The sequence below is a fragment of the Streptomyces sp. NPDC046308 genome (assembly GCF_055588065.1).
On sequence record NZ_JBVJFB010000001.1, the window covers coordinates 1,582,843 to 1,602,081 of the forward strand.

Sequence of the window (19,239 nt, forward strand, 5' to 3'; positions counted from 1 at the left end):
ATCAAATCCGCCACCCGGCAGGGGTGTTCGTGAGCATTCGTGAAATGGGCGCGGTACTGCGCCGGCGCTGGTACGTGATCGTGCCGGCGATCCTGCTCAGCGTGCTGGCCGCGCTCCACCTGTACCGGTCGGTGCCGGTGGCGTACCAGTCGCAGAGCTCGGTGGCGCTGCTCGACTCCAACGCGGCCTCGCAGCTCCCGCCCGCCTTCGGCAACCCCATATCCAACGCGGGCGGCAGCCTGGTCGTGACGGCGGACGTGCTGATCAGGACGCTGTCGGGGGCCGATGCGGCCCGCGATCTGCACAGCCTGGGCGTGACCGATCCGTATACGGTCGGGTTCGCCGCGAACACCTCGGGTCCGCTCCTGACGATGACGGTCACGGGCACCGACCGGGGAAGGGTGCTGGAGGAGACGAACACGCTGACGGCCTTCGCCGGTGAGCAGCTCAACGCGCTCCAGGCGGCGGCCAAGGTCCAGCCCGCCTACTTCGTGCAGACCGCGCCCGTGGTGCTGCCGCAGACCCCGGTGCCGCAGCTGAAGAGCCGCTACCAGCAGGTGCTGGGGGTCCTCATCCTCGGCGCGGGCGGCGGGTTCACCCTCTCGTTCGTGGCCGACGCGCTGCTGGCGGCCCGCCGCCGCCGGCGCGAGAGCGCGGCCGGGGCCGCCGCGCGCGGGAAGGCGGGCCGCCGCAGGTCCCGGGGCCGCCACGTGGACGCCACCGCGCTCCTCACCGGGTACATGGCGCTGGCCTTCTTCATCCCGTCGAACCTGACGCTGCCGGGTCTGGGCGGGGTGGGCACCCCGGCCAACGTGTTCGCCCTGCTGGCCCTGTTCTGGTACCTGGCGACCTGGCTCACCGGCCGCATCCGGCCGGCGCCCGGGACCCGGCTGCCGCGGGTGGCCATGTGGCTGCTGGCCGTGTCGGTGCTGGCCTCCTACATCGCGAACGCGGGCCGCGGGAGCGTGCGCAAGGAGCTGCTCGGCGCGGACCGCGGGCTGATCGCCCTGCTGGTGTGGGTGTCGCTGGTGGTGCTGGTCTCCGCCGGCATCCAGGACCGCTCGCGCCTCGACGTCCTGCTGCGCCGGGCGGTGGTGATGGGGACGATCGTGGCCGCCGTCGGGTTCTACGACTTCTTCACCGCGACCAACATCGCCGACGGCATCAGCATCCCCGGACTGCAGTCGAGCGTCCCGCAGATCGCGACCCTGGACCGCGGGGCGTTCACCCGGCCCCGGTCGACCACGGCGCAGCCGCTGGAGTTCGGCGGGATGCTGGCGCTGCTGCTGCCCTTCGCCGTGCAGCAGGCCTTCGATCCGGTACGCCGGCACCTGCGGGCGTGGCGCCGCTGGGGGCCGGTGGTGCTGATGGGCGGGGCGCTGCCGCTGACGGTGTCGCGCACCTCGATCATCGGGGCGCTGCTCGTGATCCTGGTGATGGTGCCGCGCTGGAGGCCGCAGCGCAGGTGGAGCGCGATCGGTGTGCTGCTGGGCGCGGTGGCCTGCTTCAAGGTGATCATCCCCGGGCTGATCGGCACGATCACCGCGCTGTTCGCGTCGTTCCTGACGAACTCCGACAGCAGTACCCAGGCCCGTACGGTCAAGTACAGCGCGATCGTCCCCTACCTGGACGAGCGCCCGTTCGCGGGGCGGGGCCTGGGCACCTTCATTCCCGAGCTGTACTTCTTCACCGACAACCAGTACATGCTGACCCTCGCCGAGATGGGCTTCCTGGGGCTGTTCGCGCTCCTGTTCCTCTTCCTCACCGGCATCCACCAGGGCGGGGCGATCCGCCGGCTGGCCGTCGGCGAGTCCGACCGGGAGCTCGGGCAGGCGTTCTTCGCCTCCGCCGTCGTCGCCCTGGTCGTCAGCGCCACCTTCGACGCACTCAGCTTCCCGATGTTCGCCGGGATGTTCTTCCTGACGATCGCCGCCGGAGGCAGCTACCTCGGCTTCATCCGGCGCGCGGCGCCGAAGCCCCGATCCGTGGAGTTCCCATGTCTTCCCGCCGACCCCTCCCCCCTCGGCCCCTCCCCGGCCCCGACGCCGACGCAGGCTCCGGCTCCGGTCCGGTAGCCGTCGTCGTCGTCACCTGGAACAGCGCCGCGGTACTGCCGGAGTTCCTCGCCTCGCTGCCGGAGGGCATGGCCGGGCTCGACTGGCGCCTGGTCGTCGCCGACAACGACTCGGCCGACGACACCGTCGACGTGATCGGCTCCCTGGCCCCGGGGGCGACGGTCGTCCAGACCGGCCGCAACGCCGGGTACGCGGCCGGGGTGAACGCCGCCCTCGCGGCTGCGGCCGCGTGGGAGGGCGGCTTCCGGGCAGCCCTGGTGTGCAATCCGGACGTCCGGATGCGGCGGGGCTGCGCCGCGCTGCTCCTGGACGCGCTCGGCGCCGACGCACCCGGCGGCGGCCGGGTCGGGATCAGCGTCCCGCTGCTGTACGAGGAGGACGGCCGAACGCTGCTGCACTCGCTGCGCCGCGAGTCGCGCGTGACCCGGGCGCTCGGCGAGGCGGTGATCGGCAACCGCCGGGCGGGGCGGTTCCCGCGCTGGAGCGAGCTGGTCACCGACCCTGCGGCGTACGAGCGGCCGACGGTCGCGGACTGGGCCACCGGCGCGCTGATGGCCCTGTCCCGGGAGTGCCTGGACGCCTGCGGGGCCTGGGACGAGTCCTTCTTCCTGTACTCGGAGGAGACGGAGTACTGCCTGCGGGCCCGGGACCGCGGTTTCGTCACCCGGCTGGAGCCGGCGGCCTCGGCCACCCATCTCGGCGGGGACTCCCAGGTCTCACCGCGCCTGTGGACCCTGCTGACGCTCAATCGGGTGCGGCTCTACGGGCGCCGGCACGGGGCCGCGGCGACGGCCGCGTTCCGGGCGGCGGTCCTGCTGCGGGAGTCCTCGCGGGCGGTCCTCGGCCGCCCCGCCAGCCTGGCGGCCGCCCGCGCCCTGGCCAGCCCGTCCGCACTGCGCGCCACCCCGGGCCCCTAGGAAGCCGGGCCGTCCCAGGCGGTGTAGAAGCTCTCCGGGTTGACCAGGTAGCGGACGGTGGGGCGGGGCAGGTGGCGCACCTCGTGGCGGCGGGCGTAGCGGCGGACGAGCTCCCAGTCCTCGCGGGGCAGCACCTCGGGGGTGCGCCGCAGTCGGCTGAAGTACAGGGACCGGGTGCGGCGCGCCACGAAGGCGTTGGTGTCCAGGAAGGCCTCGTGGGCGGCGCGGCGGCGGTCGAAGGGCACCGACAGGACGTCCCGTTCGGTGCCGTCGGGCAGCACCCGGCGCAGGGCCGTGTAGACGGCGTCGGGGCCGCCGGGGGGTTCCAGGGCCGCCAGGGCCTGCTCGAGGTGGTCGGGCTCCCACAGGTTGTCGTCGTCGAGGAAGGCCACGTAGCGCGAGCCGGTCAGCCGGATCCCCACGTTGCGCACGACTCCGGCGGTCGCCGTGTTGCGGGCCAGGGACACCGCGAACAGCCTTGGGTCCTGGGGTAGTTCGGGCAGGCCCGCGCCGTCGTCGACGACGATGACCACCTGGTCGGTCACGGTCTGCTCCAGCGCCGAGCGGACCGCCGCGCGCAGCGCCTCGGGGCGCCGGTGGGTGGCGATCACCGTGGCGACGAGGGCGGCCGGGCGGCGGCCCAGGGCCGCGGCGAGGCGGGTGGTCTCGGCGTCCTCGAAACGCCGCAGCCGCAGGGCGGAGGGGGCCAGCAGGAGCTTGTTCCTGGCCTCGAAGAGCACCAGCCAGCCGAAGGTCCGCTTGAGCAGCTCCCAGGGGGCCCGCGCGATGCGGCGCATCATGGACTCTCCTTCCTCAGCCGGTTGGTTCGGGGGTGACGGGCCGGCCGTCGGACATGCGGTTGCCCTTCCACACGTTCCCGGCGCCGCCCGCGTTCCAGGCGGCGACCGGGCCGTAGGCCCCGGCTCCGGGGTGGTACTGGGTGGAGAAGACGTTGTCGGTGACCTGGATGCCGGTGGCGCCCGGGCCGCCGCCGTAGAGCGCGTACGCTCCCCCGGCCAGCCAGTTGCCGTCGACGACGACGGAGGAGACGACCCCGGTGTCGGCGAACAGGCCGACGGCCGCGGTGGCTCCCCGGTCCACCGGGGTGGGGTTCAGCAGGGTGTTGTGGCGCAGGACCAGCCGGCCCTTGTTGCCGCCGCCGCTGATGACGGCGTCGGTGTGCTGCCATTCGCCGCCCTGGTTGCGGAAGGCGACGAGGTCGTGCACGTAGTTGTCGTGCAGGTCCCCCTGTCCCATGGACAGGGCGTTGCCGAAGACCGAGATGTCGCACCACCCGACCTCGACGGAGCTGCCGCCCATGTTGGAGACGGCGTAGTTCACCCCGCCGTTGTCGGGGCCCTTGCCGGGCACGGCGGTGATGGTGGTGTGCAGGACCTTCAGTCCGCTGAAGCCGGGGCGCAGGTTGATGCCCCACCAGTTGGTGGAGGTGATCCTGCTGTCGATGACGGTGACGTCGTTGGCGTAGACGTCGAGCGAGCCGCGGATGTCCCAGCCCTTGATGACCGTGCCGTCCTTCTTGACCGACATGTTGCCCGTGTCGTGCCGCTCCAGCGCGATCCGCGGGCCGGTGCTGTTCTCGTCGGGGAATCCGCAGGAGCCGGGCGAGGTGCAGGAGGAGGCGGAGCCTGCGGAACCGGAGGGCGAGGGCTCGGCCGACCCCGGCGAGGGCGTCGGGGAGGCGGCCGGGGAGCTCGGCGTGGCGGTGGGCGCGGGGACGGCCGTACCGGAGGGTGCGGCGGTCGGGGTGGCGGGCGGCGCGGCGGCGGGATCGCTCACGCCGGTGCGGTCCGCCCGGTAGAGGGTCAGTACGACGGCCAGTACGACCCCGGCGAGCAGCCAGGCCCCCAGACGCCTCCGGTGCCGTGTCACGCCGCCCGCCCCCGCAGTGACGAACGGCTGGGCAGGACGCACAGGCCGTAGACGAGCGTGCCGGCGGTCCCGGTGGCCAGGAGCGCGAGCACCCCGTCGCCGAGGTACCGCTCCAGCCCCAGGACCGCCGCCGTCATCACCGCGCCGCCGAGGAACGGCCAGGCGCAGGCGCGGGCGACGGTTCCCAGGCGGATGCCGCCGCGGTGCAGGGCGAGGAGGAAGACGGGAACGACGACGGCGCCGGCGATCAGGACGTGTCCCTGGGCCACCCCCACGATCCCGCCGGTGCGGGCGCCGACCACGAGGGCCGGGAGCAGGAGGACGAGCCACAGTCCCTGGACCCCGATGAGCGAGCGTCGCCGGCCGATGGCCACCAGGCAGTCGTAGGCGAGTTCGCAGCCGATCCGGACCAGACCGAGCGCCATCAGCCAGGGCAGGGCCCGGGCGGCGGGCAGCCAGCGCGCGCCGTAGATCAGCTCCACGAGCGGCCCGGCGAGGGCGGCGAGCAGGACGCAGAGCGGGACGGTGGCCGTCATCACGACGCCGAGGGCGCGGCCGAAGCCGGCGGCCAGGGCCTGCGGGGAGTCCGCGAGCCGGGAGAAGCCGGCGAAGGAGACGCGGCGGGCCGCCTCGGAGATGATCCGTACGGGCCAGCCGGAGATGTTGAAGGCGAGCACGTAGAAGCCCAGGGCCAGGGCGTCCAGGGCGGAGCCGACGACCATGGTGTCCACGTTGACCACGCCGAGGGCGAGCATGCTGGCCCCGGCGAGCGGGAGCCCGAACCGCAGCAGTGCCTTCGCCTGTTCCCGGTCCCAGCCGAACCTCAGGGTGCCGGGCGCGGCGAGGCAGCAGCCGATGAGCGCGGCGACGTTGCCGGCGACGGAGCCCCAGGCGAAGCTCATGGCGCCCCAGCCGTCCACGGCCAGCAGCAGGGTCACGGCGGTGCTGAGGACGAAGTTGAGGCCGTCGACGGCCATCCGCCGGCCCTGTGCGAACTCCCGGGTGAGGAAGCCGGCGGGCACCTGGGAGAGGCCGTCGAGGACCACGCACAGGCACATGACCCGCAGGACGCCGGAGGCCTCGGGTGAGCCGAGTACGCCGGCCACCGCGGGGGCCACCGCGAACAGCACCACGTACAGCAGGCCGCTGGACAGGGCGCTCAGGGTCAGGACGGTCGGGGCGAAGCGGCGCGGGTCGCCCTCCCAGCGGACGATCGCGAGCGAGACGCCGAGTTCGTTGGCGGAGAGCAGGACCAGCAGCACCGTCTGCGCGATCCCGTACACGCCCCAGGCCTCGGGCCCGAGGAAGAAGCGGGCCAGAATGATCCCGGTCGCGAAGTTGCCGAGGCGCATGACCACGGTGTTGACCAGGCTCCACTTGGCCGCGGAGCCGACCTTGCGCCCGAGGGACGGCGCCGCCGGGGCGCTCTCGGTGTCCGTTCCGGCGGCGGTCACGGCGATCCGCCCGTACGGGAGCCGCTCGCGCCGGAGCCGGCCGGGTGGGCGACGGTCATGCGCAGCGTGGCCGTCGGGTCACCGGAGTCCTCCGCGGCCGGTCCGCCGGCCTCGCCGCCCTCGCCGGGGGCGGGCCGGTGCCTGCCGGGCGAGGACCGCTGCCGCGTGCGGGCCTCCACGAAGAAGGTGGCCACCAGGCTGAGCACGAGGCCCAGCGCGCCCGCCATGACCAGGAACTGGAGCCTGGCCTTGGTCTGTGCCTCCGGCTTCTGGGGAGGCACGATCGTCGACATCCGGATCATGGCGTCGGGTGCCACCGACTGCTGGCTCTGGAACTCCAGCAGCCGCTTCTCCGCGTAGGTGGTGAGGATCTCGTCCGACTTCAGCACGGCGGCCGGGTCGGTCCCGACGACGCTCAGCCACATGTAGGGGCCGAGCGCGTTGTCGGCGATCTTCGCTTCGTGCACCCCGGTGACGCCCAGGGCCTTCAGGTCGGCCTTGGCGCCGTCGGAGTTGAGGTTGCGGGCCAGGCCGTCGGCCATGCCGGTGAGCGAGGCCTGGGTGCTCAGGAAGGGGTTGCCGTCGAAGGCCACCGTGGCCTTCTTCGAGTTCAGCAGGGTCACCGTGCTCTGCGACCGGTACTCCACCGGGACCAGCAGGTACACGGCGGCGGTGAGCGCCGCCGTGATCAGCAGTCCGGGCAGCAGCACGTACCAGCGTCTGCGCATGACCCGCCAGATCTCCGCGAGATCCATGGTCTTCCCCTTCGCCTTGCGTTTACAGCACGTGCTGTGGATCGGTGGCCGCCCCGCGCGGGACGAGGTCGGTCGGGCGCGGCCGGGTGTGCGCGGGCGGTCCGTCGAGCAGGACCGCGGCGATGCGCTCGCTCGCCCGGCCGTCCCAGAGCGCGGGGCAGCGCGGGGCGGGCGGGTGGTCGAGCACGCGGTTCACGGTGTCCGTGACGCGCTCCGGATCCGTGCCCGCGAGCACGTTGGTGCCCTCCTCGACGGTGATGGGGCGCTCGGTGTTCTCCCGGAGGGTCACACAGGGCACGCCCAGGGCGGTGGTCTCCTCCTGGACGCCGCCGGAGTCGGTGAGCACCAGGCGCGCGGAGTCCTGCAGGGCGATGAAGTCGAGGTATCCGGCGGCCGGTACGAGCCGGATGCCGCCGGGCACGCCCAGTTCGGCGAGCCGTTCGGCGGCCCGCGGGTGCACGGGCAGCAGCAGCGGGCAGCGGTCGGCGATCTCGCCCAGGGCCTTGAGCAGGCCGCGCAGGGCGCCCGGGTCGTCGACGTTGGCCGGCCGGTGCAGGGTGACCAGGCCGTACCCGCCGCGGGTGAGCCCGTACCGGTCCAGGACGTCCGACTGGCGGGCCCGGTCCAGATTGGCGAGGAGGGTGTCGATCATGACGTTGCCGACGACGTGGATCTGGTCCTCCCGGTACCCCTCCGCGCGCAGGTTCGCGGCCGCGTCGGGCGAGGGGGCCAGCAGGTAGTCGCTGAGCCGGTCGGTGGCGACCCGGTTGACCTCCTCCGGCATGCTCCAGTCCCGGCTGCGCAGCCCGGACTCCACGTGGGCCAGCAGCGGGCCGGCCTTCGCGGTGACCAGGGCGCAGGCGAGGGTGGAGTTGATGTCGCCGACCACCACCACGGCGTCCGGGGCCAGTTCCTCCAGCAGCGGCTCGAAGGCGGCCATCACCCGCCCGGTCTGCTGGGCGTGGGTGCCGGATCCGGCGCCCAGGTACCGGTCGGGCGGGCGGATGCCGAGGTCGCGGAAGAACACGTCGTTCATGGACTCGTCGTAGTGCTGTCCGGTGTGGACGAGGACGACCTCGGCGCCGCGGCGCTCCAGTGCGTCCATCACCGGTTTGATCTTCATGTAGTTGGGCCGGGCCCCGGCCACGCAGACGATCCTGGTCATGGGGTCAGAGCACCTCCACCGTGGGTCCGGAGACCCGGTTGCGGCAGTCGAGGACGAAGGAGGCGTGCTCGGTCACCATCGCGTAGTCGAAGGAGTCGTGGTCGGTGAGCAGGACGACCACGTCGGCGGCGGCCAGCTCCTTGCGGGTCGGCTCGACCCGTACGAGCCGGGCGTCGACCTTGATGCTCTCCACCACGTGGGGGTCGGCCGCGCGGACCTTGGCCCCCATGTCGAGGAGCAGCTGGGCGATGCGGACGGCCGGCGACTCCCGCGCGTCGCCGGTGTTCTTCTTGTACGCGAGCCCCAGCAGCAGGACCTTGGAGCCGTTGACCGAACGGCGTTTGGCGTTGAGCGCGTCGATCACCCGGCGCGTCACGTACTCGGGCATGTGGTTGTTGATGTCGTTGGCGAGTTCGACGAAGCGGAAGTTCTGGCCGAGTTCCCGCTGCACCCGCCAGTTCAGGTAGGAGGGGTCGATCGGCAGGCAGTGGCCGCCGACGCCCGGGCCGGGGGTGAACTTCATGAAGCCGAAGGGCTTGCTGGAGGCCGCCTCGATGGCCTGCCAGACGTCGATGTCGAGGTGGCGGGCGAACATCGCGATCTCGTTGACCAGGGCGATGTTCACGTGCCGGAAGGTGTTCTCCAGCAGTTTCGCCAGCTCGGCCTCCTTGGGCGAGCGGACCGGGACCGTGGTGTCGACGAGTTCCCCGTAGAAGGCCTCGACGGCCTTGAGGGAACGGGCGTCGACTCCGGAGACCACCTTGGGGGTCTGCTGGAAGCCCCAGACGGTGTTGCCCGGGTCGATGCGCTCGGGGCTGTAGCCGAGGTGGAAGTCCTCGCCCGCGGTGAGTCCGGAGCCGTCCTCCAGGATCGGTGCGAACAGTTCCTCGGTGGTGCCCGGGTAGGTGGTGGACTCCAGGACGACGGTCGCGCCCGGCCGCAGGAAGCGGGCCAGGGTGTGCGCCGACTCCTCGATGTAGCGCAGGTCGGGGGCGCCGTCCTGTAAGGGGGTCGGCACGGTGACGACGGCGACGTCGAAGCCGCCGCAGTCCCGGGCCAGTTCGCTCGGGCGGTAGGTGCCGTTGGCCAGCGCCCGGTTCAGCCGTTCGGAGGAGACGTCCTCCACGTACGATTCGCCGGCGGCGAGGCTCTTGACCCGCCGCGCGTCCACGTCGTACCCGATCACCTGGTGTCCGACCTCGGCGGCCCGGATGGCCAGCGGCAGTCCGACGTATCCCTGTCCCACGACGACGACGCGCATCAGTGACTCCTGTTCGCGGAACCGGCAGACGGTGTGCGGTGGATGAGTTCCCGGACCGTCATGGCCAGGAAGGCAGCGTTGGTGGTGAGGTAGCGCTTGCCGAGACGGCGTGGCTCCTGGAGGGTGCGGTAGAACCATTCGAGTCCCATCCGCTGCCACACCAGGGGAGCCCGCTTGGTGATGCCGGCGAGGATGTCGAAGGAGCCGCCGACTCCGTGGACGACGTGGGCGCCGGTGCGCTTGCCGTAGCCCGCGGTGAAGATCTCCTTCTTGGGAGAGGTCATCCCGAGGAACAGCATCCGGGCGCCGCTGTCGGCGACGGCGCCGGCGATCGGCTCCTGGTCGCAGTCGTCGAAGTAGCCGTTGCGGCTGCCGGCCACCCGCAGCTGCGGGAAGCGCTCGGAGATCTGCCGGAGCATCTTCTCCAGTACGGACTGTTCGGCGCCGAGCAGGTAGACGGGGATGTCCGCCACCTCGGCCGCCGCGAGCAGCCGCATGAACAGGTCGATGCCCGCGACCCGTTCGGGCAGCCGGACGCCCAGGATCCGGCCGGCCCAGACCACCGCCTGGCCGTCGGCCAGGACGAGGTCGCAGCCGGCGACCGCCGCGGCGAGGCGGGGGTCGCGCCGCATGTTGACCAGCTTGGCGGCGTTGACCATGCCGATCTCGATCTGTTCGCCGCGCCGCACCGCGTCCAGGCAGCGCTGCACGGTCTCGTCCATGGTCAGGGGATCGAGCGCGATCCCGAAGAGGAAGGGCCGCTGGGTCATCTCGGCAGCCCCCCGAGCCAGGCGAAGAGCATCCAGCCGAACTCGTACGGGCGGCACTCGCGGTCCACCGCGAGGGGCCGGAAGATCCGGTCGAGCGGGGCCAGGCGGGCGCGCGGCACGACCCGGGTGGTGAGCCCGCGGGCGGCGCGGACCGCCTTCTTCGGGTCGCCGCGGTAGACCTTGCGCCAGGTGACGCCGTAGTCCTCGCGGATCACCGGCTCCCGCGGGCTCCCGGTGGGGCCGGCGAGTTCGGGGACGTCGGTCATCCAGCGCAGGCCCTTGCGGACGGCCGCGCCGAAGTCGGTGCCACCCGCCTCGGCCAGGTCGAGCAGGGCGGTCGGGGCCATGGCGTGCTGGTGCACGCTGTAGACCGGGTACCCCTCGATCACGTCGCCGCGGCGGGCGTCGTAGTGCCACCACCACTGTCCGCCGTCGCCCTGCAGGGCGCAGATCCGGGCGGCGCAGGCGTCGGCGGCCGCGAGGGCCCGCGGGTCGTCGCCGCTCGCGTGGAGCCGCGCCAGTGCCTGGAGCGGATAGGTCTGGTCGGCGAAGCAGGCCACGTGGGAGCGGTATCCGGGAACCAGTCCCGGCCCGGTGGCGTGCGGGAAGAGCGGGCTGTCGCCCGTCCTGGCCGCCAGCAGGCGGGTGCGGGCGGCCGCGAGGCGGTCCTCCACGTCCACCGCGGCGCGCGCGGCGGTGAGGGCGGACAGCACCCAGGCCGCCTCGACCGTGTACTGCGGCCGCCCGGGCACGTCCAGGTCCGCCACCCGTTCGAGGGCGTCGGACAGCTTCGGGTGGCCGGTCTCGGCGGCGGCCCAGGCGATGAGCGCCGCGTCGCCGAGGTTCACCACCCCCGGCAGCCGCTCCACGAGCAGGCCGGTGAACTCCCCGGCGGAGCGCCCGCCGAACAGGGCCCGCTGGCGGTCCTCGGGCAGGAACCGGGCGCCCAGCGCGGTGATGGCCGCGTACCGGGTGCTGGTCCCCCGCTGTTCCAGGCGGCGGGTGCCGTCGGGCGAGACCGTTCCCGCCCTGGTGAACACGAAGGTCTCGGCGCCCGGCAGGTACATCGCGGGAAGTCCCGCCTCGGCCAGCGCGAGCAGCCGTTCGGCGAGTGCGTGCAGCGGCAGGTCCTCGCCGGCCAGTGCTGCTAATCGTGTGCTGGTCATCGGGTCCCCACCCCGATTCCCCGGGTGCTCAGCGCACTCCGTATGTCCGAGCCGTACGGCACCAAGACACCTACCCCCTCTGATCGTTCCTCGGAGGGGGATTGCGCGTGACGGCGACGCCCGTGCCGCCGGTGTCGTCCCACCGGCGTCACGAGCCGTCCGAAGGCTGCGTCTGGACCCCCCAGCGATGCCTCGGACTGGAGCATGCGTGATCGGCAGTGCGGGTGGGCGCGTGGTGTGCGCGCCCGCCGCCACACTGCCGGCGATGCTCTCGTCGTGTTACAACCCCCCACTGAGCACGGCCTGTTGCGTGCTCAGATCCCGTATACAGGGACAAGGTATGCCCATGGATGTTCGTTGATTGCGGTTTTGAGGAAATGCCGGTGACGTACTTTGCCGACGTCCCGTCAGGTGCGCTCCAGGAGCGTGCCGTCCTTCTCGTCGTGCAGCGCACCCGTGCGCGGGCACTCCCACACGCCGGGCTCGTCCGCGCGCTCCACCAGCCGGACGCCCGCCCGGCCCACCCAGCCGATCCGCCGCGCCGGCACGCCCGCCACGAGCGCGAAGTCCGGTACGTCCTTCGACACGACCGCGCCGGCCGCCACGAGCGCCCAGCGCCCGACCCGCACCCCGGCCACGCACACCGAACGGGCCCCCAACGAGGCCCCCTCGGCGACCACGACCCCGGCGGGCTCCCAGTCGCCGTCGCGCTTGAGCCGGCCGTCGGGGTCGACCGCGCGCGGGTAGAAGTCGTTGGTGAGAACGGCCGCCGGACCGATGAACACCCCGTCGCCGAGCTCGGCGGGCTCGTACACGAGCGCGTAGTTCTGGAGCTTCACGTGGTCCCCGATCCGTACGCCGGGACCGACGTACGCCCCGCGCCCCACGATGCACCCGCGCCCGAGCCGGGCCTCCTCCCGTATCTGCGCCAGATCCCAGATCGTGGTCCCCTCACCGAGCTCGGCGCTCTCGTCGACCTGGGAGGAGGGTTGGATGCGGACGCTCACGGCGCGGTCCCCTTACGGTTCGCGAGGCATACGGACGTACGGACGCACGTCCGTACGAGCCGAGCATATGCGTCGGCGGGACGCCCCACGCGTGGATCAACCAACCGCCTCCACCGCGGATTTGGCCGGTTTCGCTCCCTGGTTCAGAGGAGGCGCTCGGGGACCGAGCCGGCCGGTACGGTGCGCGTGTGGAGGCGGCCGTCGGGGGCCCGGAACTCCACGTCGCCCATCGGGTCGGCCGTGACCTCGCCGACGACGGCGGCCTGCCGGCCGTGGGGATGGGCGCGCAGCGCCGTCAGGACCCGGCCGGTGTGCTCCGGCGGGACGAACAGGCACAGGCAGCCCGCGCAGGCCGCGTCCAGGGGGGCCAGGCCGCGGGCGCCGAGGGCCACCCGGGCCTCGTACCGTACGGGCAGGGCGGCCTCGTCGACGCACAGCGTCAGGCCGCGGCCCGCGGCGCACTGGCGCAGCACCTCCGCGAGGCCTCCCGCGACCACGGTGCGGGCGTGGCGGAGGTCGGCGCCCACCTCCCGCAGCAGGCCGCCGAGCGGGGCGCAGTCGCTGGGGACGTGGTGCTCGTAGCCGAGGCCGTCGCGCAGGGAGACCAGGTGGGCGGCGTGGCTGCCGAGCGGCCCGGTCACCACGATGCGGTCGCCCGGCCGGACCGAGGCGAGGTCCAGGGCAGGTGCGCCGGGGCCGAGCACCCCGAAGGCGGTCGCGGTGACGAAGACGCGGTCGGCCTCGCCGGCGCGGACGACCTGGGTGTCGACGGCGGCGATCGTGACCCCGGCCTCGGCGGCGGCGGAGCGCACCGAGGCGGTCAGCCTGCGCACCAGTTCCAGCGGGAGCCCGGCCTCCAGCACGATGCCGAGGGCGATGTGGCGGGGTTCGGCGCCGGTGACGGCCAGTTCGTTGACGGCGCCGCAGACGGCCACCCGCCCGATGTCGCCGTTGCCGAAGAAGGGCGGGTCGACGACGTACGTACCGGTCCGGACGACGACGCTCCGGTCCGGCACGAGCTCTTCCTCGATCAGGGCCCGTACCCCCGGACCGAAACCGACCTGGGCCGCTTCCCACCCCTGTGTGTACGTCACGCCATCCCCCGATGCCCGCGAGTCATGATCGCCCCATCATCCTGCGCGTCCGGGGTGCCGCATACCCGTTTCGGCCGTGCGGGGACGGATGAGGGGGTCAGTAGGGGCGGTGGTCCGGACGTCCGTAGCCGCGCAACAGGACGACGGCGCCCACGGTGGCCAGGGCCGGGACCAGCGCGAAGCCCGCCAGCATGCCGAGTTCGGCGGTCGCGCTCTGCTCGGCGGCGCGGCCCGTGCCGGAGGAGACGTAGCCGGTGAGCTGGAGCACGAGGCCGTAGAGGAAGGGGCCGAGGGCGACGCCCAGTCCCTCGCCCGTGGTGAACAGGCCCGACAGGACGCCCGCCTGGCGGCGCTCGGTGCGGGCGGAGTCACGGGCGATGCAGTCCGGCAGCATCGCGTACAGGAAGAGCAGCTGGCCCGCGTGGCCGGTGCCCGCGAGCGCCATGGTGGCGAGCACCGCCGCCGGGGGCAGCAGCGGGGCCGCGAGGAAGAGCAGGCAGCCGGCGACGAAGAGGGCGGAGGCGAAGGCGTGTCCGCGGCGGCCGCGCAGCCGTGACCAGAGCGGGAGGGTCAGCAGGTTCGGGGCGACGAACGCGGCCACCATGGGGCCGACGCCGGCGGAGTCGTGCAGCACGTGGTCGGCGAAGTACGGCGCGCCCGCGAGGAGGACCCCGGTCGCGACGGACTGGACGACCACGCACCGCAGCAGCGCCGTGAAGGAGGGGTTGCCGCGGGCGGCGGCGAACTGGCGGCGCAGGCTGGGTTCGCTCTCCGGGACGGGGCCGCCGTGGCCTGCGCCGGAGGTACCGGCGAACACCCAGAGCGTGCCCAGGGCGATGACCGCCGCACCGAACAGGCCGACGCAGCGGTGGCCGGCGAGACCGCCGCCACCGGCGTCGACGAGGGCGGGCGCGGCGGCGCCGGTGACGAGGGCCGCCACCCCGATGACCGCGACCCGCCCGCCGACCAGCCGCATCCGGTCCTGGTCGCGGTCGGCGAGTTCGGCGGGCAGAGCGACGTACGGCACTTGGAAGAACGCGAACGCGGTGGCGGTGAGCAGGTAGCCGGCCGCGGTGAACCAGGCGCCGGCGGTGCCGGGCAGCGGGCCCGCGAAGGTCAGCGCGAAGGCCAGGGCCATCGCGAGGCCGCCGCCGAGGACGTACGGGCGGCGGGCGCCCCAGCGCGTACGGGTGCGGTCGCTGGCCCGCCCGACCAGCGGGTTGAGCAGCGCGTCCCACGCCTTGGGGACGAAGACGATCGCGCCGGCCAGCGCGGCGCCCACACCCAGGGTGTCGGTGAGGTACGGGAGCAGGAGCAGGCCGGGGAGGGTGGTGAAGGTGCCGGTGACGAGGGAACCGGAGGCGTAGCCGTACCGGAGCCGGGCGGTCAGGGCGGCCGGCGGCCGGTGCGGGGATCCCGCGGGGGCGGACGGGCCCGGTGCTCCGGCCCGTCCCGGTGCGCCGGGCGCCGCCGGTGCCTTCGCTGCTCCCGCCGGCTCCGCGGCGTCCGGTACGGCGCGGGGGGTGCGCGCGGACCTCGTGGTGGCCATCGGGGGTCCCTTCCGGGATCGGGGAGAGCGGGAGAGCGGGAGAACGGGAAAGCGGCGGTGCCAAGGCCCCGCCCGAAGGGCTGGGGGATGTCCCGGGGGGCGGGGCCTCGGGACGAACAGTGCGTCCCCCCGCATGGAGGTCACTAAAGCCCCGGGCTCCACCGAGGGCCCGCGGAGCGGACACGAGTTCCTGCCATGCACCTTGCTGACACCGGCGCCGGGTGGCCGCCCGCTCCACCAGCGCTCCACCATGGCGGCAGAGAAGGAGAGGGACATGACAGTCGACAACGGCACGACCTCGCCCCCCACCATCCATGGACACGCGACCGCGGGCACCCAGCACCTGATCCACCGTCCGCCCACCCGGACGTACTACGCCCTGGACGCACCCAGCCTGGGTGAGGAGCACTTCACCCTCGTCGGCGCGACTCCCGTCACTCACCCGCTCTTCAACGACGGCCCGGGGCACTTCCACGACCTGCAGATCGCCACCGAGACGGTGCGCGAGATCGGCGAGTTCGTCGGGCACCGCTACTTCGGCGTGCCGGACGACCGGCCGGGCCTCTTCTACCGCTTCGCCCTCGACTTCACCGACCTCTCCGCCTGGCGCACGGACGCGGGCGCCGCCGGCCCCGTCCCGCTGGCCACCCACATCACGGCGCGCCCGGCGAACGTGGTGGCCGAGGTGCCGCGCGGACTGGACTTCCACCTCCAGGTCACCATCGACGGACGCCCGTGCGCGACGGGCGCCGCCGGCCTGGTCTTCCTCATGCCGAAGCTGTACCGCAAGCACGTGGAACACTCCCGGCGGGCCCTGCAGGCCGCGCCCGAGCTCGACGACGCCCCGGACGGCCCGCTGCGTCCGGTCGACTCCGCCGAGGCGGGCCGCCACGCCCCCGAGAACATCGTGATCAGCGAGCCGACGGACGTCTCGCGCGGCCGGCTGAGCACCTGGCTGCTCTCCACCCGGGTCAGCCCCGTGTTCACCGGCGAGGACGGCCAGTACTCCGGTCTGCACCTGATGGAGGCACTGCGCCAGACCTCGCTGCTCGCCTCGGGCCGCGCGCACGGCCTGAGCGCCGCGCGCAGCACGCTGGGCGCCTGCCAGGTGCACTTCCGCGGACCGGCGGAGCGCGATCTGCCCTTGCGCTGCGTGGCGGTGGCCGGGCCGCTGGGGCGGGACGACGAGGGACGGCCGACCGTTCCCGTCACGCTCACGCTGACGCAGCGCCGCCGGGCCGTCGCCGAGGCCCGCACCTCCGTGGTGCAGGACTACTGAACACCATGCGCTTCGGGATTCTGGGCCCGCTGGAGGTCACCGGCGGTACGGGCCCCACGGACGCCGGCCAGGCCACCTCGTACGCCCCGCAGGCCGCCAAACTGCGGGTCGTCCTCGGCACGTTGCTGGTCCGGGCGAACGAGGTCGTGTCGGTGGAGAGCCTCATCGACGAGCTCTGGCCGGACGCGCCGCCGCGCACCGCGACGACGACGCTCCAGGTGTACGTCTCCCACCTGCGCAAGACCCTGCAGAGCGCCGATCCGGCGAACGGCCGGGAGGCGCTGGTCACCCGCCGTCCGGGCTATCTGCTGCGGGTCGGCGCGGACGCGGTCGACAGCGCGGCCTTCGAGGAGCTGTCCCGGCGCGGCCACCAGGCCCTCCAGGCGGCCGACTTCGCCGCCGCGGCCGATCTGCAGCGGCGGGCGCTCGCGCTGTGGCGGGGGCCGGTGCTGTCGGACACCCCGCACGGTCCCGTCCTGGAGGGCGCGGCCGTGCGGCTGGCGGAGGCGCGCACGAGGGCGCTCGACGAGCGCATCCGGGCCGAGCTCCACCTGGGGCTGCACCGCGAACTCGTCGCCGAACTCCAGGAGTTGGTGGCCGAGCACCGGATGCACGAGGAGTTCCACACCCATCTGATGGTGGCGCTGTACCGGTGCGGGCGGCAGGCCGAGGCCCTACGGGTGTTCGCGCTGCTGCGCGAGACCCTCGTCGAGGAGCTGGGGATCGAGCCGGGTCCGGGGTCGAGCCGGCTCCAGCGGCGCATCCTGGAGGGCGACCCCGCGCTGTCTCGGTCGGGCGCCGGGACGCGGGCCGGGGCGGCGGCCGGCACCGGGACGGGAACCCGGGCCGGGGCCGGGACCGCGGGGAGCGGGACGGACGGAGGCGGGACGGAGGCGGGCGCCCGGGTGGCGCCGGCCGGACCGGGCCGTGCCGCGCACCCCGACGCCGCGGGCGTGGCCGGCGCGGCGACCGAGGCCGGGGCCGGGGCCGAAGTCGCGTACGGCGAGCGGACGTCGGGCACCGGCGGGGCGGCGGAGGCCGCCGCGGGCGGCTGGTCCGCAGCCCTCGGCGCGCTGCCCGCCGCCGACCCCTGTTTCACGGCCCGGGCCGACGAACTCACCGCACTGGAGCGAATGCTGCGCAGCGCCCCGGCGGGCGGCTGCGTCGCCGTGACCGGCATGCCGGGCGCCGGCAAGACGGCCCTCGCCGTCGAGGCCGCCCACCGGGTGGCGGACGCCTTCCCCGACGGGCGGATCCTCGTGGACCTGCGGGACGGCGCCGGCGCGCCGGCGGACGGGCCGCAGGCGGCGCGGGCCCAGGCCCTGGACCGGCTGCTGCGCGGGTCCGGCGGGCCCGCCGGACCGGCGGACGGTCCCCCGGCGGCCCCCCGGGTGCTGCTGGTCCTGGACGGGGTCACCTCCGAGAACCAGGTGCGGCCCCTGCTGCCCGCGCTGCGGGGCGCCGTCGTGCTGCTCACCGCGCGCCGCGTGCCCGCCGGGCTCCCCGGACTGCGGTCGATGGTGCTCGGACCGTGGCGGCCCGAGGAGACCAGGCGGCTCGCCGGGCTGTTCACCGGCCGCGCCGGGACCCGCGCGGTGACGCGCGGCGGCACTCCCGTCGTCGATCCCGCCCCAGGCCCCGATCCGGGCACGATCGCCGAGATCGCCGAACTGTGCGGGCGGCTGCCGCTCGCCGTGCGGACCGCCGCCGCGCAGCTCGCGGCCCGGCCGCACTGGTCGGCCGCCACCCTGGCGGAGCGGCTGCGGGACGAGAGCGGCCGCCTGGACGCGCTGCGCAGCGGCGACGTGGACGTACGGGCCCGCCTGCTGGAGGCGTACGCGGCGTGCCCCGACGAGCAGCGGCGGGCCTTCCGGCTGCTGTCGCTGCTGCCCCCGGGCCGGTTCGGCGCCGTGCAGGCCGCCGCCGCGCTGGACGTGACCGCGCCGCGGGCTTCGGCGGCTCTGGAGGCCCTGGCCGACGAGCGGCTGGTGGCGGTGGACCGGGACGGCTGGCACCTTCCGGAGCTGCTGCGGCTGCTGGCGGCGGAGCGGCTGGCCCTGGAGGAGCCGGCCGGGGCGGTGCGTGCGGGGGCCGAGCGGGTGTGCCGGGCGTACGTCGCCGCCGCGGCGGAGCCCGGGCACGCACCGGACTCCGCCGCGCGCGGGCTCGTACGCCTGGCCAGGACCGCGTACGAGGCCGGGCTGTGGGCGCTGACGGTCCATCTGACGGACGCCTTGGCCGGGGCGTGGGTGCAGGACGAGGGCGAGGCCGCCTACACGCTGGCCCTGGACGCCGCCGAGCGGTGCTCGGACCGCTCGGCCCAGGCGCGGATGCGGCGCTCGCTCGGCGATCTCGCCTGGCAGTACCGGCGCGTGCAGCGGGCCCACGAGCTGTTCTCCGGGGCGCTGGCCCTCGCCCGGGCGGCGGACGACGAGGAGGAGGCGGCGCGCGCCCTGGTGGGGCTGGCCGAACTGCGGCTGGACGCCGGGGAGTCGGCGGAGGCGGCCGCCCTGCTGGAGCCGGCCCTCGCCGCCCTGTCGGCGCCCGGCCGCACGCGGGGCCGGTACGAGGCGAGCCGCGCGCGGGCGTTGCTGGCGCTGGCGCAGGACGGGCCGGACAGCGCCCGGGCCTGGTTCGGCGAGTGCCTGGAGCTGGCGGGCGCGCTGCGCGACCACCGGCTGGAGGTGTACGCGCTGCGCTCGCTGCGTGCGCTGGGCACCGCGTCCGGTTCGGGCGCGGACTCCGGTGCCGGTCCCGGTTCGGGCCCCGGTTCCGGTCCCGCGGCGGCGCGTGCCGTGGAGATCCGTCCGGGGCTCTGGCGGATCCATCCGGCCGGGGCCCGCGCATGAGCGGGGGG

15 protein-coding genes are annotated in these 19,239 nt (G+C 74.3%); 4 read left to right on the forward strand and 11 right to left on the reverse strand.

Annotated features, from left to right (window positions below; genetic code table 11):
• Positions 1–29: 29 nt before the first annotated feature.
• Positions 30–2,075 carry an O-antigen ligase family protein gene (locus tag ACZ6JT_RS06945; protein WP_469207932.1) on the forward strand — a complete coding sequence of 682 codons (2,046 nt, stop codon included), beginning with the start codon at positions 30–32 and terminating at the stop codon, positions 2,073–2,075.
• Positions 1,997–2,992 carry a glycosyltransferase gene (locus ACZ6JT_RS06950; RefSeq protein WP_469207934.1) on the forward strand — a complete coding sequence of 332 codons (996 nt, stop codon included), beginning with the start codon at positions 1,997–1,999 and terminating at the stop codon, positions 2,990–2,992. The genes ACZ6JT_RS06945 and ACZ6JT_RS06950 overlap by 79 nt, the downstream gene beginning before the upstream one ends.
• Here the strand turns inward: ACZ6JT_RS06950 and ACZ6JT_RS06955 are convergent.
• The 11 genes from ACZ6JT_RS06955 to ACZ6JT_RS07005 form a co-directional block, all read right to left on the reverse strand.
• On the reverse strand, positions 2,989–3,792 hold the full coding sequence (locus tag ACZ6JT_RS06955) for a glycosyltransferase family 2 protein (protein WP_469207936.1): 804 nt from the start codon (positions 3,790–3,792) through the stop codon (positions 2,989–2,991). The two genes, ACZ6JT_RS06950 and ACZ6JT_RS06955, sit on opposite strands and share 4 nt — an antisense overlap.
• 13 nt (positions 3,793–3,805) lie before the next feature.
• Positions 3,806–4,882: a hypothetical protein gene (locus ACZ6JT_RS06960; protein ID WP_469207938.1), complete on the reverse strand. Its 1,077-nt coding sequence runs from the start codon at positions 4,880–4,882 to the stop codon at positions 3,806–3,808.
• Positions 4,879–6,336 (reverse strand): oligosaccharide flippase family protein, encoded by a 1,458-nt coding sequence (locus tag ACZ6JT_RS06965; RefSeq protein WP_469207940.1) that lies wholly within the window; start codon positions 6,334–6,336, stop codon positions 4,879–4,881. The genes ACZ6JT_RS06960 and ACZ6JT_RS06965 overlap by 4 nt, the downstream gene beginning before the upstream one ends.
• Positions 6,333–7,091 carry a YveK family protein gene (locus ACZ6JT_RS06970; protein ID WP_469207942.1) on the reverse strand — a complete coding sequence of 253 codons (759 nt, stop codon included), beginning with the start codon at positions 7,089–7,091 and terminating at the stop codon, positions 6,333–6,335. The genes ACZ6JT_RS06965 and ACZ6JT_RS06970 overlap by 4 nt, the downstream gene beginning before the upstream one ends.
• 22 nt (positions 7,092–7,113) lie before the next feature.
• Positions 7,114–8,256: a non-hydrolyzing UDP-N-acetylglucosamine 2-epimerase gene (wecB, locus tag ACZ6JT_RS06975; protein ID WP_469207944.1), complete on the reverse strand. Its 1,143-nt coding sequence runs from the start codon at positions 8,254–8,256 to the stop codon at positions 7,114–7,116.
• A 4-nt stretch (positions 8,257–8,260) separates the two neighbouring features.
• On the reverse strand, positions 8,261–9,517 hold the full coding sequence (locus ACZ6JT_RS06980; protein ID WP_376613270.1) for a nucleotide sugar dehydrogenase: 1,257 nt from the start codon (positions 9,515–9,517) through the stop codon (positions 8,261–8,263).
• Complete coding sequence (locus ACZ6JT_RS06985) at positions 9,517–10,287, reverse strand: WecB/TagA/CpsF family glycosyltransferase (protein ID WP_469207946.1); 771 nt, start codon at positions 10,285–10,287, stop codon at positions 9,517–9,519. The genes ACZ6JT_RS06980 and ACZ6JT_RS06985 overlap by 1 nt, the downstream gene beginning before the upstream one ends.
• Entirely contained in the window at positions 10,284–11,453 is a 1,170-nt protein-coding gene (locus ACZ6JT_RS06990) for a hypothetical protein (RefSeq protein WP_469207948.1), read from the reverse strand. Before ACZ6JT_RS06990 ends, ACZ6JT_RS06985 begins: the two co-directional genes overlap by 4 nt.
• Positions 11,454–11,860: 407 nt before the next feature.
• Positions 11,861–12,460, reverse strand: coding sequence for an acyltransferase (locus ACZ6JT_RS06995; protein ID WP_365475615.1), 600 nt, complete (start codon positions 12,458–12,460; stop codon positions 11,861–11,863).
• A 143-nt stretch (positions 12,461–12,603) separates the two neighbouring features.
• Positions 12,604–13,554: an AIR synthase-related protein gene (locus tag ACZ6JT_RS07000; protein ID WP_469207950.1), complete on the reverse strand. Its 951-nt coding sequence runs from the start codon at positions 13,552–13,554 to the stop codon at positions 12,604–12,606.
• Positions 13,555–13,651: 97 nt separating this feature from the next.
• Positions 13,652–15,103, reverse strand: a complete 1,452-nt coding sequence (locus tag ACZ6JT_RS07005; RefSeq protein WP_469207952.1) for an MFS transporter — start codon at positions 15,101–15,103, stop codon at positions 13,652–13,654.
• 274 nt (positions 15,104–15,377) lie between these two features.
• Between ACZ6JT_RS07005 and ACZ6JT_RS07010 the strand changes: the two genes are divergently transcribed.
• Both ACZ6JT_RS07010 and ACZ6JT_RS07015 read left to right on the forward strand, forming a co-directional pair.
• The gene (locus ACZ6JT_RS07010; protein WP_469207954.1) at positions 15,378–16,382 is read left to right on the forward strand and encodes an AfsA-related hotdog domain-containing protein; all 1,005 of its coding nucleotides are present in this window, start codon (positions 15,378–15,380) and stop codon (positions 16,380–16,382) included.
• A 5-nt stretch (positions 16,383–16,387) separates the two neighbouring features.
• The gene (locus ACZ6JT_RS07015; RefSeq protein ID WP_469207956.1) at positions 16,388–19,231 is read left to right on the forward strand and encodes an AfsR/SARP family transcriptional regulator; all 2,844 of its coding nucleotides are present in this window, start codon (positions 16,388–16,390) and stop codon (positions 19,229–19,231) included.
• The last annotated feature ends 8 nt before the right edge of the window (positions 19,232–19,239 follow it).